The following is a 15,584-nucleotide window of genomic DNA, read 5'->3' on the forward strand; positions in this document are numbered from 1 at the left end:
AAAGCCGCGCCGGGCGGTTTAACCGTCCAGCGAGTGGTTCATGGCGCGCGAGGGATGGTCGCAATCGGCGCTGCCCACCACTTTTGCCGGTACCCCGGCCACGGTGCTGCGCGGCGGCACGGGCTTAAGTACCACGCTGCCGGCGCCGACTTTGGCGCAGCGGCCAATCTCGATATTGCCTAAAATTTTGGCGCCGGCACTAATCAGCACACCGCTGCGCACTTTGGGGTGGCGATCGCCCGACTCTTTGCCCGTGCCGCCCAGCGTGACCGATTGCATAATCGAGACGTCGTCTTCCACCACGGCGGTTTCGCCAATCACAATGCCCGTGCCGTGATCGAGCATAATGCCGCGGCCGATAACGGCGGCCGGGTGAATATCCACCGCAAACACCACCGAGATGCGATTTTGTAAAAACAGCGCCAGGGCGTGCCGCTCACGTTGCCACAGCCAGTGGGCCACGCGATACGCCTGCAGGGCGTGAAAGCCTTTAAAAAATAAAAACGGGGTGGTTAGCGAGCAGCAGGCCGAGTCGCGCTCGTTAATGGCCTGGATATCGGCCCGTACCGCGGCGCCAATGGTGGCGTCGTCGGCCAGCGCCTGGTCGATCACCTCGCGCACCGATATTGCCGGCAGTGCCGGGCTGTCGAGCTTGTTGGCCAAATGAAAGCTCAGCGCGTCTTCCAGTGTGTCGTGATTTAAAATAGTGGCGTACAAAAAGCTCGCCAGCATGGGCTCGCGGCTCGCCTGCTCAAAGGCGCGCTGGCGAATCTCATCCCAAACGGGGTCGGCGCTTGAGGTGGCCGTATCGATTGACATGGTAACTCCTTGGTAGGCCGGTCAATGTGCCTATTATGGCGGCATCCAGCGCAAATGCCCAATGGCCCGGCTTAATAAATCTCTAGCGCTGGCTCGTTAATGGCGGCCAGCTGCTCGCGCAACTCTAAAATGTGCTCGGCCCAATAGCGCTCGGTGTTAAACCACGGAAAGCTGTGGGGAAAGGCCGGGTCTTGCCAGCGCTTGGCCAGCCAGCCGCTGTAATGCATGATGCGCAGGGTGCGCAGCGCCTCAATTAGCAGCAGCTCGGCACTGTTAAAGTCGCAAAACTCGCGGTAGCCCTCCAGCACCTCGGATATTTGCGCCGTCTGCTGGGCGCGATCGCCCGATAGCAGCATCCACAAATCCTGAATCGCCGGGCCGTTGCGGGCATCGTCAAAATCCACAAAGTGGGGCACATCGTCGCGCCACAAAATATTGCCGGGGTGGCAGTCGCCGTGCAGGCGAATACTCTTGTACTCCACCTGGGCAAAAATCTCGTGGCAGCGGGCAATTAAATCGCGCCCCAGGGTGGTGTAAGCCTCCAACAACGATCGCGGGATAAACTCGTTATCCAGCAAAAAGTTAAAGCTCGCCTCGGCAAAGGTCGCGGTATTAAGCGTGGGGCGGTGCTCAAACGGCGCCACCTGGCCCAGCGCGTGAATGCGCCCCAGCGCGCGGCCCAGGCTTAGCAGGTGATCAAAGTTATCCAGTGTGGGCGCGTGACCACCCTGGCGCTTATACAGCGAAAACCGAAACCCCTGAAACTCAAACAGGCTCTGGGCGCTATCGTCCACAATCGGTGGCACCACCGACACGCCCAAATCGTGCAAGTTAGCCGAGAAGCTGTGCTCCTCTAAAATTTGCGCATCCGTCCAGCGTGCCGGGCGATAAAACTTGGCAATAATGGGCGAGCTATCTTCAATGCCCACCTGATACACGCGGTTCTCGTAGCTGTTTAGGGCAAACACCCGCGCGTCGCATGGGTAGCCAAGGCTCTCGACGGCATCCATAACCAAATCGGGGGTTAAGGCTTCGTACGGGTGTGAGGTGTGCTCGGGTGATTCGCTCATACGGGCCCCCTGGGGTAGTGGGTGGTTGTGGCGGAGTATTGTACGGGGTTTGCTGGGGGTTCACACGTTTTGTGGTTGGTGGGGGTTGTTGTAAGTTGCAGAGCTGTTGCTGGTATGTGTATTGCGTTCCGGTAAACGAAGTAAGGCTGGTAAGCGCATGAGCCGCCAAGGCGGGCTTTGTTTGTATGCCCGCGTCGCCGGGCGTGGCGAAATACTTTTCGTTTCGCGACGAAAAGTATTCAGCCGTTCCTGCGCATCTCGACAACTGCTCCTGCGTTGCTCTATTCAGCTACACCCCTGTAGCGATTCGGGTCCCCTCATTCCAACCGATTTTTGCGGGCCGCATCGACAGGCCATCCGTGGCCAGACGATGCTTGTGCGCACGCAGCCCAGGCTGCCCTCTCTGTCGCTCCGCGCCATTCACCTTGTCCCTGTGCGCGTACCCCCAAAAATAGGTCTCCATTCGGCTGTATCTACGGGGGATGTGAAGGCGGTACTTCGTAGTTGGCTTAACATCAACCATTCGCTGGCGTTCTTGCCAGCGCCCAAATATGCACTTCGGCGGCGCCGGCGCGGCGCAGTACTTTGCTGATCTCGCGTGCGGTTGTGGTTGTGGTGACTACGTCATCGACTAAGGCAACGCGCTGGCCTTTTAGGTTGCGGGCAACAAACGCGCCGTGCAAATTTTCCAGCCGCTGGCGGCGGGTTAGGCCTTGTTGCGGTTCGGTGGCGCGGGTGCGCTTGAGTAGCTTCCGGCTTAGGGGCAAGCCAATGGCTCGGGCGCCGGCGCGGGCGAGTGCATGGGTTTGATTAAATCCGCGGCTAATGTGTCGCCGCCAGTGCAAGGGTACGGCGACGACTTTGGTGGGCCATTCTCGTTGCGGCAGTACGCGATAGTACTGCTGAATATGGCGCTGCATTAATTCGCTCAGCACCCGTGCGCTGCGTAAACAGTGGTGGTGTTTGGCGCGGCCTATTAAATAATCCAGCGGATGCGCATACAAGCAGGGCGCAATAATACGATCAAACGCCGGCGGCGTTGCCAGGCACTCGCCGCAGTATTCAATATCGGTATCCAGCGGTAAGGCGCATTGGCGGCACTGATGCTCGCCGATGGTTAGCGTCGTTAAATGCGCGGCGCATCCGGCGCAAAGAATTTCATCGGCGCTTTGGTGGCATAAAAGGCATAGGCTAAATCGGGTTAGGCGCAATGAAAGTCCCTTCGTTTTTTGTTTGGCGATCCTTGTCGGTTGCTTGTTAGTAGTTTTAGTTAATGCTTTTGTAAAAGTCTAGGAATGGCATCGTTAATCTTGGCGTGGCGGTCGTGCGGGGCCTTTCTCGCACTCGGCATTTTGGCAGTGTTTCCGTCGTTCCCGCGAATGCGGGAACCTAGTGGCTTTATTAAGTGCTGCCCCGGTTAGTAACTTTGTCTTTACCGCTTAGGGGCAAGTTATTTGGGGTTATCTGTGACGCCTTTTCTCGTCGTGTTGGTGGTAATGTCTCCACGTGTCCCGAGGCCATATCTGCTAAAATCGCCACTCATTCTCTCCTGATGTGTATTGATATGATCCCTTGGCAATTACTCGGCACAGCTGTTATTCCCAACAACGGCGGTGAGCTGCGCCTGATGCAGCGCGACAAAGAATTCTCTATTTCGCTTAAAGGCGTGCGTGGCGAGTTGATGAACAGCCGGGTGCACAGCTCGGAGCTGGCGTTGGCCGATTTAGGCTGCGCGCATATTGCAGGCGTAAAAAACGCCGCCGTGTTGGTGGGCGGTATGGGCATGGGCTTTACCTTGGCGGCTGCGCTTAAGGCGACGAACGAGTCCACCAAGGTTACCGTGGCCGAGCTGGTGCCCGAGGTTATCGAGTGGAACAAAGGCCCGCTCGGCGAGTGTGCCGGTTACCCGCTTAATAACCCAAGGGCGCTTGTGCATCTTGGCGACGTGGCGGAATTATTCCAAGATAAAAAACCGGCCTTTAACGCGATACTGCTGGATGTGGATAACGGCCCAGAGGGGTTTACCCACGCCGATAACACCAGCTTGTATTCTATGGGTAGTTTACAAGCGATTCGCAGTACGCTGCACAAAGGTGGTGTGCTGGCGGTGTGGTCGGCGTGGCACGACCCGGCGTTTACCACGCAGCTGAAAAAAGCCAAGTTTAACGTGACGGTAAAAACCGTGCGGGCCCATAAGGGCAAGGGGAGTAAGCATACGATTTATTTGGGGGTAAAGGGCTAAGGTTCTGGTGTGTCGGGCTGTATCTGGCGCTTGTACCTTGTAAGCTATGCTAATAAAACAACCCGACGCACGCTTGCAAACCATAGGGGCACCCCATGACCGATAAACGCAAACACTCGTCCAAAGTAGTCGACGGTATTGAAAAGACACCCGCCCGCGCCATGCTGCGGGCCGTGGGTTTTACTGACGATGATTTTAAAAAGCCCCAGGTCGGCATTGCCTCTACCTGGAGTATGGTCACGCCCTGCAATATGCACATCGATAAACTGGCCGATGAAGCCTGCGCAGGCGCCGATCAGGCCGGTGGCAAAGGCGTGGTGTTTAACACCATCACCATCTCCGATGGCATATCCAACGGCACCGAGGGCATGAAGTACTCTTTGGTGTCCCGCGAGGTGATTGCCGACTCTATTGAAACCGTAGCGGGCTGCGAGGGCTTTGACGGGCTGGTGGCCATTGGGGGCTGTGACAAAAACATGCCCGGCTGCATGATCGGCCTGGCCCGGCTGAACCGCCCGTCGGTGTTTGTCTACGGGGGCACCATTAAGCCCGGCGCCAACCATACCGATATTGTCTCGGTGTTCGAGGCCGTGGGGCAGCACGCCCGGGGCGATTTATCCACCATTGCCGTAAAACAGATAGAAGAAACCGCCATACCCGGCCCCGGCTCTTGCGGCGGCATGTACACGGCCAACACCATGGCCTCGGCCATTGAGGCGCTGGGCATGAGCCTGCCGGACAGCTCGGCGCAAGAAGCGGTGTCGTCGTCTAAAGCCGAAGACTGCCGCCGCGCGGGCGCCGCCGTGCTCGATCTGCTGGAGCAGGATATTAAACCCACCGACATCATGACCCACAAGGCGTTTGAAAACGCCATTACCATTGTGATTGCCCTGGGCGGCTCTACCAATGCCGTGCTGCACCTGTTGGCTATGGCTCACGCTGTGGATGTGCCGCTATCGCTGGATGACTTTTCGCGCATCGGCAAAAAGGTCCCCGTACTGGCCGACCTGCGCCCCAGCGGGCAGTACATGATGTCCGAGCTGATCGCGGTAGGCGGCATTCAGCCGCTGATGAAAATGCTGCTGGATAAAGGCCTACTGCACGGCGATTGCCTGACCGTGACAGGTAAAACCTTGGCCGAGAACCTGGCCGATATTAAGCCCTACCCGGCCGAGCAGGATATTATTCACGACTTTGACAACGCCATTAAAGCCACCAGCCACCTGGTTATCCTTAAAGGCAATTTGGCGCCCGAGGGCGCGGTGGCCAAACTGACCGGCAAAGAGGGGTTGGTGTTTACCGGTACAGCGCGGGTGTTCCACTCGGAAGAAGAAGCGCTAGAGGCCATACTGGGCGGCACCGTGGTTAAAGGCGACGTGATCGTCATCCGCTACGAAGGCCCGCGCGGCGGCCCCGGCATGCGCGAAATGCTCAGCCCCACCTCGGCGGTAATGGGTAAAGGTCTGGGTAACGATGTCGCGCTTATCACCGATGGCCGTTTCTCCGGCGGCAGCCACGGTTTTGTGGTGGGCCACATCACCCCCGAGGCCATGGACGGCGGCCCCATTGCCATTATCGAAAACGGCGACGAAATCACCATTGATGCCGACAGCGCTCAAATCAGCCTGAATATTCCCGAGGCCGATATTCAGGCCCGGCTGGCCAAATGGCAGGCGCCAGCGCCGCGTTATACTCGCGGGGTGTTGGCTAAGTTTGCCAAGACGGTGTCGTCGGCTTCGGAGGGGGCGGTGACGGATAAAGGGTTGTGACGCGCGCTTGCCTGGCGCCACACTTCTGAAAAAGCCAATGATTAATCTTTGGATACCGCTAACGCGGGCTTTGGTTGATATGCCCGTGTCGTCGGGCGTGGCGAATACTTCACTTGAGCAATCCTCTATCTGGCATGAAACAATACGTCTTTTAAGTGTCGCGGGTATACGATAACTGCAACTTAACCTTCAACTTGCTTGCCCTCTCTCGCCTGGCGGGCGAAGCACTTTTCTGCTTGTCCAGAAAAGTATTCAAAAGAGGACACCCCGGCATCTCAGCTCTCGGCAACTGCTCCTGCGTTGCTCTATTCAGCTACATCCCTGTAGCGATTCGGGTCTCCTCGCTCCGGCCGATTTTAGCGGGCCGCATCGACACGCCGCGGCCCAGGCTGGCTTCTCTGCCTCCGGCATTCACCTTCTCCATGCCCTGACAATCCTCTCGCACACGCAGCCCAGGCTGCCCTCTCTGTCGCTTCGCGCCATTCACTTTGTCCTGTGTGCTCAACCGATAAAATAAGCCTCCATTCGGCTGTATCTACGGGGGAAGTACAAGCGGCGCTTCGTAGTTAGCTGAGTCACCGCGATATCACATTCATTGTTCTACATCGTCATGCCGGCCTTGAGCCGGTATCTAGTGGCTTTTTGGCTACGGAGTGCTTTGGGTTGAATTGGTGGGTTACCGCCTCGCTGGCCGAGGAGCTCCGAAAAACAGTTCAAAGGTTGTAACCGTAACCACAGGTTTGGTTCGTCCATAAGGCCGAATAATAAATGCTAGGGCTCGGGGGGCGTAGTTAGTTTTCGCCGCTTCCTTTGCTAAAGCCATTCAAATAAACATTAATTAGTGAGTCATTGGGCCGTTAGTTGGGCTTTGTGTAACGGCAGGCCCTGATGCCCGACAGGCTGTAGTCGCGCTCGTTCTGTGCTGCCTCGGTGCAAATAATGTACAACCTAAGGCTGGCCAGATATACTAAGAATCTTTGAGAACCTCGGAGAACCGTTTTGCCTCTTAAAGCCACTTCAGTAAGGCTGGATGACGAAACCCTGGCCCGAATCGGACAAATGGCAGAAGCCATGGACAGGCCTCGCGCCTGGCTAATGGCCGAGGCTATTAAACAATATGTCGCGCGGGAAGAGTGGTTTATCCGCGAGGTAGAGCAAGGCCTGGCTGCCGCTGACGATAACCGCGTCATCGACCACGCCGACCTAAAAGCCCGGTGGGAGGCCAAGCGTGCAGCTCAAATGGACTGACCTCGCCGCGCAAGATTTGGAAAAGATAGAAAGCTATATCGCGCAAGAAAGCAGCCTTACCATAGCGATAGATGTTGTACTGTCGATTATTAACACCGCAGAACTGATCTTACCCCGCCACCCACAAGCAGGCCGCCAGGGCCGGGTTAAAAGCACGCGTGAACTCGTCATCGACGGCCTGCCCTTTTTACTCGTCTATCGAGAAGCAGCTAGCAGAATCGACGTGCTTAGAGTTTTGCATAGCTCGCAGCAGTGGCCAACGGCATAGCCAATTCCCGGTTGCCAACACCACCGAACAGTGGCACGATTTACCTCATAGTGCGTAAGGGTTATGGTTGAACATCAGGCTTGCCAGAGGGCAGGTCGCCATAACCTTAGATTTAGCCAGTCAGGAAGGTGAGATAATAAAGGGCACGGCCCAGCGCGGTAAGTATTTTCTCTTCTCCTTTCAACTTGTCAGATCACTCGTGAGAAATTTAATGTAGAGCGGGATGGTTGATGCATTTCATCGTGCGAAATGTAAGCCCTGTAGTCTGTGTTATGCCACATGCATTTCTATAACTTGCTGACGTCAGTGGGTTTTTTGTTGCGTGTTGGGTGCATAAAAGACCTCAGTGGGTCTCGTTAAACACAATGGCTTCTTTTTACAGTGATAGTCTGCGCAAAAAAAGATAATCTAATTGATTGATTTTTATGATATTTTAGGCGAAATAACCGGCAAATAAAGTGGTGGTTTCGTGTTGTTTAAACGAAATTCCGCCTAATATACTGTTAGAGGGCACCCCTAGTTCATTGTGAATCATATAGTTTATTGCAACCATAAAAAAATTAGTGAGTAAAGTTGATTGCTAACAAACCTGAACTTTCAGACTGTTTTAAAGGATACTTAAATTGATAATTGAAAAAGTAAGTCTTGAAGGCTTCAGGAACTTCCGAGAAGCTACTATTCGGTTTACAGACAAGACACTAATGATTGGAGGCAATGATGTTGGTAAAACAAATTTGCTCTATGGCATCCGTTTGCTACTCGATAAGTCGTTGTCAGATAGGGATATTGAGCCGGAAGCTACGGATTTCTTCATAGATAGCGATGGAACTCAGGCAGAATCTTTCTCTATTAAAATCTATTTTTCCGATATCAATGAGGATGCTGTTCTTTCTGCGCTAAAGGGAAGTGTGAGTGATGAAAGTAAGACCGTGATTGCTCTTACAGCAGATAGAAAGACACTTGATTACGAGATATCTATTGGATGTTCGGATGATGAGCTTGAGCTTGTTCCATCAAGATTCTATTTAAAACAGTTAAATTTTCGATATGTAAAATCCCGAAGAGACCTTCAAAAGTTCATTCAAATTGAGAAAAGAAAATTACTTAAACAGTCCCAAGACAGCCTTGAAGACGAAGAACTCGAGCATGACCAAGTTGAAATGGTAGCCATCTCAGCCAAATTAAACGAAGTTAATGAAAAGGTTGCGGAGCTTAACTATGTAAAAGATGCTACTTCAGTAGTTAATGAGGAGTTGAAAAAACTATCATATAAAAATGATAACTATAGTGTTCATTTAGGTACTGGGGCTATAAAAGTAAATCAGTTTATTGAAAATTTAGAATTAGGTGCATCCACATCTGGTTCAAAACTAATGCTTGGTGGTGATGGTCGAAACAATCAAATATTGTTAGCCTTATGGAAGGCAAAAAGTCAAAGAGAGTTTGATCCTGACCACGAGGTTACATTTTATTGTGTTGAAGAACCTGAAGCTCATTTACATCCACATCAACAACGAAAGCTAGCTGATTACTTAATTCATGATCTTCCCGGACAAACTATAATTACAAGTCATTCCCCTCAAATAACAGAACGATATAAACCAGATTCAATAGTTCGAATTCTCTTAGCTGAAAACGGTAGTGTAGCAGCCAACGGTGGCTGTTCTGCATGCATTTCCGATGCTTGGGACGACTTAGGTTATAGGATGAGTATTCTTCCGGCTGAGGCTTTTTTTTCTAGCTGTGTTTTTTTAGTTGAAGGACCATCAGAAAAACTCTTTTACGAAGAGTTGGCAAGACAGATAGGAATAGATTTAGATTTTCATAATATCTCGATCCTTAGTGTTGATGGAATTCAATTTAAAGTTTACAGCAAAATTTTGGATGCTATGGAAATACCTTGGGTGTTGAGAACAGATAATGATGTTTCAGGTATTAAAAATAGTGTTAACAAAAGAGCTGTTGGCATTAATAGATGCTTATCTTTGGCTGGCCTAGCTAATGGCCCGGACTATATTCCAACAACAACTTCGCAAGGCTTAGTTGATTCAGGAGTTTGGAAAACGACTTCAGATCAAATAAATCCACACGGAATATTTCTTTCAAAGATTGATCTAGAAGCTGATCTGGCTTTAGAGCTTCCGGCTGAATTGTTAACTTATTCTGGAAAGACCGATATCAATGATGCAGTAAAATACTTGCAGAGTAAGAAAGCCATTAGAATGCGAGAATTTTTGTCACAAAATCAAAAGGCGATTGCAGGGGTGAGTGGGGGTGAGCTAGCTAGACCATTGCATCATGCTGTTAAGTTGGTAGGCCAATAACATGAGTGATTTCGACTATACGCCGGATCAAAGAGCAGCGATAAGCTCAAATTCAAATATGGTAATTACTGCTTGCCCAGGAAGTGGAAAAACCACTGTTGTTGCAGAAAAGATAAGAAATGAAGTTAAAGATCTTCCGCCTTATCGAGGTGTTATTGGAATTACTTTTACTGTAAAGGCCAGTAAGGAATTAAGAAAACGATGTAAGAAGAATGCTTGCGATACTAAAATGAGCTTTTTTGGCACTATTGATCATTTTTGTTTGAGTGAGATTATACATCCTTTTTTAGCAAGGGTTCTTGATAGGAAAAAGAACCAGTTAGAGTGTATTAAATTCGATGAGATACCTGAATGTGTTATGGGCAAACTGAGTGTAATACCTCATTACAGCGATGAGGTAAACTCAACTTCATTTAAATGCTTAGAAGATGATATTGGCACATTATTCGATCATGGTTTTGTCTTGCTCGAACTGCTTGGTGTGATAGCCAATCATGTCATAACGGAATCTCATGCTTGTCAAAGATATATTGCAGCAAAATACAACTCGGTATACATAGATGAATATCAAGATTCCTCTGAGCCACAGCATGTACTCTTTCTCAAGTTACTAGAACTGGGGCTGGTAGGTGTTGCAGTTGGTGATGTACAACAATCTATCTATGCTTGGCGTGGGAGTGATCCTGAGTTTATTAAAGAATTAACAAACAAACCTGATATCTTCGAACATCATATCGTAAATATCAATCATCGCTGTCACCCATCAATTACAAATTATTCTAACCGACTTTACGACGCTGAGTGTGATTTATTACCAGCTAGTGATATCAGAGTATATAGGCGCAACTACACAGGTACTCAAGTAGATGTAACTGAAAAAATAAATGAGTCAATTGAACTTGCATTTAAGAAAAACCTAGTAGAATCATACTCGCAAATAGGAATACTTGTAAGGAATAACATATCTCTAGAATTTCTTAGTAATGGATTAAATGTACCGTTTCGAATCTTTGACGAAGACCCATTGGCAGTCAGAAACACAAAGGTTTGTAATCTATTTTCCCAGCTTTTAAGGTTTCGATTCGACGAGCATCATCGTTTAAATGATGTTGTTGAGTATATACAGTCATTTACTCCAGTTTCGAAGAATAGTTTATCTGTATTACGTAAAACGATATCAACTATTGGTGATAAAATTCAAGATGAACTATCACGTGCAATTGTGGATATCACTGGTCAAGTCTTAAATATCGATATCAGTGCTTCAGATAAAGAGTTGATCAGTACAATATGCTTGGAGTCTAGGTTACTTCAGCACTATAAGCCGATAAATGAGAATGAAGTTCAAGTTATGACGCTTCATAAATCTAAAGGGCTAGAATTCGAGATTGTCTATCACTTGGATCTATACGATTGGATTCACCCTAAAAGAAAGTTTGTTCGAGGTTGCTTCGATGTAATATATGATAATTGGGAGCAGGAGTTGAATTTACATTTTGTTGGGATAACTAGAGCGAAAAATTACTGTGTTCTAGTTACAAGTAATAGTCGTCTCAATCGAGACTATGAAACCAAAACAGGAAATCCGTCTCAATTCTTTGCGTTGCCTGGATTAGATGGTTTGTATCGGTAGCACAATAAATATGCTCTTTCGTCATAGTGAGAAAGACTGTTGTTAACTCGCAGCATATTACTCTTTGCCCTCTAACAAGTTGCTGCACACGGAAAAATTACTCGCTGTGCTCCTAATTTTCCGGTGAGCAAGGCGTTCTATATTTCCAAGTTGCCCATGGAAGTCATCGGTTTCAGGCCTTACATTTCACGCGCCGCCACTACCGGGAAAACTAGAATGTCGACCTTAGTAAAGCTCTACGGTCAGTAATTCGGCGTCATTGTCCTTGCCGTCGAACCCGACTTTTTACCAAATATACAATCATTCGCTCGCCTAGAGATACCGCTTATAAAACAGCACAGCGGCTCTGCCTCCTCGCCTCACCTTGCTAGCACCAAGACAAGAATGTGATACTAAAGCTCAACGTCTGAACCTCTTAAATGTTTTAGCCCTATGTCTGAATCCGAGCAAGCGCTTGCCGCTATTATCGACAGTTGCCAGCCCAATACGATCGTCGCGCTGGGTGACACGGCGCAGCAGCTGGCGCAGCGGTGGTCTGAACATCACGAGTGTGAGGTTACCCGTGTAACCGCTGATGATACCGAAGGGGCATTGTCGCTCTCTGGGGGTCAGGACCTCGGCTTAGTCTCCGACACCTTGGAGCATGTGAGTTTCCAGCAAGGGCAGATACTGATCGGCCAGTTGCGCAATTACGGCACCCGCCAGATTGCGGTGCTGGTAAGGGATCAAAGTGGTTGGGGTTTAAATGATTTTATCGCTCTGGGCTTTAAAAGAGAGGCGCGGCTAGAGGCAGACGGCGGCGAACCCTCGACGCTCTATACCTACAACATCAGTAGCTATAACCACCAGCGCCCCTGGAACAATCCCAGGTTTTGGGCTAACCCGCACATGTGGGGTAAGGCGCGGTGGTAAGGATGCTAGATCGGACTAGTTGCCCGGCTAATTGTTTTAATAGCGGTACGCAAATTAATGGTAAAGTCGGTTAGATTGGGTCTATCATAATAATTCTAAGATGTCGCTCTGCACGATGGTTTGATTGTTACTAATAAAAAATAAGAGATACACTATGCCATTTTCCCAAGAACAACTTAGTGAACTTAACCTGCTCGCCACGTTCCATTCTTCGTCTTCGCAGGAGGGCATTAAAGTCCATCAACACTCCGCCGAGCCTGCTACCGTGGCCGCCGCGCAGCGTTTACACCAGCGGGGCCTTGTCACCCAGCCCGATGGCGGGTATCTCACTCCCTTGGGTAGTGAAATTACCGAGCAAGTCCACAAAATACTGTCAGTGCTAAGCAGTACCCCTTAATCGCACTCCAAGCCCGGTTCAGGGCGTCTGGCGAAAGGGTTATGTGTTTCTGTCCGGCGCCCAGATTAGCTCATCTCTGCTAAGAGGCTGCTGGGTGCAGCCGGCGGCCTGCCCTGACATTACCCATATTCATTGCCTCCGGTGTCATCTAAACCCCGCGTCTACGCGTATTCTTTTAAAAGGGAGATACCATGAGCAATCCACTGACAGGCCAACTGGCCAAGCAAAACTCAAAAGCGTTAACCGCAGACAGCAATAACGGGAACCTCGACCCGGCATCATGGCGGCTCCCTTGCCGGGGGTGCATGAAAAGCTGTAAAAACTATACCACTTGTGGCGGAAGGCCTTGGCAATTGGCGGCAGATGTTTCTGCCAAATACTAGGCGTTTTGCATCTACGGCGAAGCAGGCTCCGCATGTAAGAAGCAAGGGGGCCGGGCTTTGGCCTTTCAACGGTTTGTTATAAAACGCCTCATTCCTGATATAGATCAAAGCCGCATCTAGATAAAAGCCTAAAATTACCCCTCACTCCAGGGGGTAATATGGCTTATAAAAAATTAGCGGGCACATCGGCGGTGTTTATTGATGAGAACTACCGCAATAGTTCGGCTCAAGAGCGCGATGGCCTGACATGGACGGCGGCAGAACTGCATTTAGGCGACATTCCCACCCAATTAGCCCGCAAAGAGCCAATGGCGAACAGCTTGGCGCTGGAAGGGCTTGAAGACTATGACCCGCCAGAGAGTGGGGATGTGCGGTTGGTGCAATGCCTTAACGCCGACTTTGTGTATGTGGCCTCAGCTAAAGCGTGGGTGCAGTACAACAATTAAGGTTAAGTGGGGTCAGGGCCCCTGACGCTGAAAAGCTTTGTATTTAGCAGCACTGACATCATTGCCCCCGACCTTTATTGTGTGGGCGGAATCCTCGCGATTACCTTAATTTCAAAATCAAACCCCGCTAGCCAATTTACGCCCACAGCTGTCCAGTTTGGATAGGGGCGGGTGTTGAATGCTTGTGCTTTCACGTCCATTATCGTGGCAAACTGATTTTCGGGGTCGGTATGAAAAGAGGTAACGTCGATGATGTCCTCTAAGGTGCAGCCGGCAGCGGCAAGTACCGCTTTTAGGTTCTCAAAGGCTAGCTCTACTTGTTGTTTAAACTCCGGCTCTGGGGTGCCGTCTTCGCGGCTTCCTACTTGGCCGGAAACGAATAGTAAGTCACCAGACTTTATGGCTGCAGAGTAGCCATGGGCCTCGTATAGGGCGTGTTTGTTTGTGGGGAATATAGCTTCTCGTTGCATCATGATTTACCTTTTTGGTTACGTTAAATAGTGCTTCAGCGTCATTGCTGAGCCTGCGTATGCGTCCCGAGGTGGATGCTAGCCAATTCCTGCATACGTATCGTATGTGAAATTACTCCACATACGTGGCGTATGTCAAATGCGTTGTGAGATAAATGAACGATGAATAAGCGTGATAAAAGTGCTCGGGAAAACAGAGTAAGGTTGATTGCGGCGGCCCGCCAAGCTTTTGCTGAGCACGGCTACGCCGCCGCCTCTATGGATGATTTAACCGCGGCGGCGGGCCTTACCCGCGGTGCGCTGTACCACAGCTTTGGTAATAAACGCGGGTTATTCGCCGCCGTGGTCGAGCAAATGGATTCAGAGATGGCCCTGTACGCGCAAACGGTGGGTGATAAATCCCAAAGCGATTGGGAAGGCTTATTGGCCGAGGGGGCGGCATATATCGAAAAAGCCCTCGACCCGGAATTTCAGCGTATTGTTTTGTTAGATGGCCCGGCAGTATTGGGTGATCCATCTCAATGGCCCAGCCAAAGCAGCTGTTTGCAGGCGACTATCGCTATTGTAGAAAAGTTGATTAACGAGAAAGCGCTGAAACCTGTGGATACTGAAGCGGCCGCAAGGTTACTAAATGGCGCTGCCCTGAATGCGGCACTGTGGGTCGCCGCCAGCGAGACCCCGCTAGAGGTTTTGCCAAAAGCCATAGAGGCTTTTAAGGCATTAGCAGCGGGCTTACTGAAGCTTCCCGTAGCGAACGGCGTAGATTTGTAAGTTGCTGTTAGTTAGCGAGCCTGTGGAGGTATCTTGCGAGAACTGTCTGGTGCGAGGGAGATAGTTACCGTGATGCACAGGCTAAAGCCGTTGCCACAGGTTGGGGGCAGCCGCGTACGGCGGACACCACATTTAATGGAGTAGGTTTTATGGGGCGGCATCAGTGCGGTCATCTCAGTTGAGTGAGATCGCTGAGGGTGCTCACCACACGGGCCTCTCATCGTACTCGCACAATGTGGGTGGCAGGCTGGTAATCCCACTTTAACTGACTGAGCGTGGAATTACCGTGGCCTTAGGTGTTGAGAAAACCTTCGTGTACTATTCAGTTGCCATTAATCGCGAGGGCGCGGTCAATCATAGCCCGAAGGTAGGCTTTGTCTGACTCTTTAAAGCCTGCATGAACGAGTGTGGGAACCCCATCGGCATCGAGTAAAAAAGCCGAAGGAAGGCCGACAACATTCAGGTGTTTAAGTAGCTGACTGGAGTTGTCGTGCGCAACCGGGTAGTTAACTGGATGCTTTTGCAAAAAGCTCAGAGCGTCTGCTTTATTCTGATCGACATTGACCGCAAGCACCTCAAAGCCTCTGCTTTTAAACTCGTCGCGCAACGCATTGAGGAACGGCATCGACTTTATACAAGGACGGCACCAAGAAGCCCAAAAGTCGACGTAAACAATCTTCCCTTGGTAGTCTTCAACCCTTAGCTGAGTCGTGTCGTCTCCCTCAGCGAGCAGTGGTAGCTCCCAGTGCATTGGGTGCGGCTCGCTGGCCTGGGCCGACCCGCCGAAAAGCGGGCCAGCCCAAACGATGAGCGATAGAAAAAGCAAAGACTT

General features: G+C 50.6%; 15 protein-coding genes. 10 read left to right on the top strand and 5 right to left on the bottom strand.

Annotation, left to right across the window (positions count from 1 at the left end; translation table 11 throughout):
- Positions 1-18: 18 nt before the first annotated feature.
- The 3 genes from cysE to AAC019_RS00345 all read right to left on the bottom strand — a co-directional run bounded on the left by cysE (position 19) and on the right by AAC019_RS00345 (position 3,100).
- On the bottom strand, positions 19-819 hold the full coding sequence (gene cysE, locus AAC019_RS00335; protein WP_339896551.1) for a serine O-acetyltransferase: 801 nt from the start codon (positions 817-819) through the stop codon (positions 19-21).
- Positions 820-890: 71 nt separating this feature from the next.
- Entirely contained in the window at positions 891-1,889 is a 999-nt protein-coding gene (locus AAC019_RS00340; protein WP_339896552.1) for a serine/threonine protein kinase, read from the bottom strand.
- Between the two features lie 515 nt (positions 1,890-2,404).
- Positions 2,405-3,100 carry a phosphoribosyltransferase family protein gene (locus tag AAC019_RS00345; protein WP_339896553.1) on the bottom strand — a complete coding sequence of 232 codons (696 nt, stop codon included), beginning with the start codon at positions 3,098-3,100 and terminating at the stop codon, positions 2,405-2,407.
- A 353-nt stretch (positions 3,101-3,453) separates the two neighbouring features.
- Between AAC019_RS00345 and AAC019_RS00350 the strand changes: the two genes are divergently transcribed.
- The 9 genes from AAC019_RS00350 (at position 3,454) to AAC019_RS00390 (ending at position 13,511) form a co-directional block, all read left to right on the top strand.
- On the top strand, positions 3,454-4,131 hold the full coding sequence (locus tag AAC019_RS00350) for a hypothetical protein (RefSeq protein ID WP_339896554.1): 678 nt from the start codon (positions 3,454-3,456) through the stop codon (positions 4,129-4,131).
- Positions 4,132-4,226: 95 nt separating this feature from the next.
- A complete protein-coding gene (ilvD, locus tag AAC019_RS00355) occupies positions 4,227-5,900 on the top strand; it encodes a dihydroxy-acid dehydratase (protein ID WP_339896555.1) in 1,674 nt (557 codons plus the stop codon).
- 999 nt (positions 5,901-6,899) lie between these two features.
- A complete protein-coding gene (locus tag AAC019_RS00360) occupies positions 6,900-7,148 on the top strand; it encodes a ribbon-helix-helix protein, CopG family (protein WP_339896556.1) in 249 nt (82 codons plus the stop codon).
- The gene (locus AAC019_RS00365; RefSeq protein ID WP_339896557.1) at positions 7,129-7,416 is read left to right on the top strand and encodes a type II toxin-antitoxin system RelE/ParE family toxin; all 288 of its coding nucleotides are present in this window, start codon (positions 7,129-7,131) and stop codon (positions 7,414-7,416) included. Before AAC019_RS00360 ends, AAC019_RS00365 begins: the two co-directional genes overlap by 20 nt.
- Positions 7,417-8,039: 623 nt before the next feature.
- On the top strand, positions 8,040-9,740 hold the full coding sequence (locus AAC019_RS00370; protein ID WP_339896558.1) for an AAA family ATPase: 1,701 nt from the start codon (positions 8,040-8,042) through the stop codon (positions 9,738-9,740).
- A 1-nt stretch (position 9,741) separates the two neighbouring features.
- On the top strand, positions 9,742-11,373 hold the full coding sequence (locus AAC019_RS00375) for an ATP-dependent helicase (protein WP_339896559.1): 1,632 nt from the start codon (positions 9,742-9,744) through the stop codon (positions 11,371-11,373).
- 432 nt (positions 11,374-11,805) lie between these two features.
- The gene (locus tag AAC019_RS00380) at positions 11,806-12,285 is read left to right on the top strand and encodes a DUF6231 family protein (protein ID WP_339896560.1); all 480 of its coding nucleotides are present in this window, start codon (positions 11,806-11,808) and stop codon (positions 12,283-12,285) included.
- A gap of 154 nt (positions 12,286-12,439) precedes the next feature.
- Positions 12,440-12,682, top strand: coding sequence for a TIGR02647 family protein (locus tag AAC019_RS00385; protein ID WP_339896561.1), 243 nt, complete (start codon positions 12,440-12,442; stop codon positions 12,680-12,682).
- Between the two features lie 541 nt (positions 12,683-13,223).
- Entirely contained in the window at positions 13,224-13,511 is a 288-nt protein-coding gene (locus AAC019_RS00390) for a hypothetical protein (RefSeq protein WP_339896562.1), read from the top strand.
- 74 nt (positions 13,512-13,585) lie between these two features.
- Here the strand turns inward: AAC019_RS00390 and AAC019_RS00395 are convergent, their stop codons facing one another.
- Complete coding sequence (locus tag AAC019_RS00395; protein ID WP_339896563.1) at positions 13,586-13,984, bottom strand: RidA family protein; 399 nt, start codon at positions 13,982-13,984, stop codon at positions 13,586-13,588.
- Between the two features lie 159 nt (positions 13,985-14,143).
- Here AAC019_RS00395 and AAC019_RS00400 point away from each other — a divergent pair, with 159 nt between their 5' ends.
- Complete coding sequence (locus tag AAC019_RS00400) at positions 14,144-14,752, top strand: TetR/AcrR family transcriptional regulator (protein ID WP_339896564.1); 609 nt, start codon at positions 14,144-14,146, stop codon at positions 14,750-14,752.
- Between the two features lie 322 nt (positions 14,753-15,074).
- Here AAC019_RS00400 and AAC019_RS00405 read toward each other — a convergent pair whose 3' ends face one another.
- Entirely contained in the window at positions 15,075-15,503 is a 429-nt protein-coding gene (locus tag AAC019_RS00405; RefSeq protein ID WP_339896565.1) for a TlpA disulfide reductase family protein, read from the bottom strand.
- Between the last annotated feature and the right edge of the window lie 81 nt (positions 15,504-15,584).

The sequence above is a fragment of the uncultured Gilvimarinus sp. genome (genome assembly GCF_963975215.1).
In the GTDB taxonomy this organism is placed as follows: domain Bacteria; phylum Pseudomonadota; class Gammaproteobacteria; order Pseudomonadales; family Cellvibrionaceae; genus Gilvimarinus.

Bases quoted from the DNA above. Each gene is read 5' to 3' on its own strand.
- cysE (WP_339896551.1), bottom strand. From the start codon at position 819: ATGTCAATCGATACGGCCACCTCAAGCGCCGACCCCGTTTGGGATGAG.
- AAC019_RS00340 (WP_339896552.1), bottom strand. From the start codon at position 1,889: ATGAGCGAATCACCCGAGCACACCTCACACCCGTACGAAGCCTTAACC.
- AAC019_RS00350 (WP_339896554.1), top strand. From the start codon at position 3,454: ATGATCCCTTGGCAATTACTCGGCACAGCTGTTATTCCCAACAACGGC.
- ilvD (WP_339896555.1), top strand. From the start codon at position 4,227: ATGACCGATAAACGCAAACACTCGTCCAAAGTAGTCGACGGTATTGAA.
- AAC019_RS00375 (WP_339896559.1), top strand. From the start codon at position 9,742: ATGAGTGATTTCGACTATACGCCGGATCAAAGAGCAGCGATAAGCTCA.
- AAC019_RS00380 (WP_339896560.1), top strand. From the start codon at position 11,806: ATGTCTGAATCCGAGCAAGCGCTTGCCGCTATTATCGACAGTTGCCAG.
- AAC019_RS00385 (WP_339896561.1), top strand. From the start codon at position 12,440: ATGCCATTTTCCCAAGAACAACTTAGTGAACTTAACCTGCTCGCCACG.
- AAC019_RS00390 (WP_339896562.1), top strand. From the start codon at position 13,224: ATGGCTTATAAAAAATTAGCGGGCACATCGGCGGTGTTTATTGATGAG.
- AAC019_RS00395 (WP_339896563.1), bottom strand. From the start codon at position 13,984: ATGATGCAACGAGAAGCTATATTCCCCACAAACAAACACGCCCTATAC.
- AAC019_RS00400 (WP_339896564.1), top strand. From the start codon at position 14,144: ATGAATAAGCGTGATAAAAGTGCTCGGGAAAACAGAGTAAGGTTGATT.
- AAC019_RS00405 (WP_339896565.1), bottom strand. From the start codon at position 15,503: ATGCACTGGGAGCTACCACTGCTCGCTGAGGGAGACGACACGACTCAG.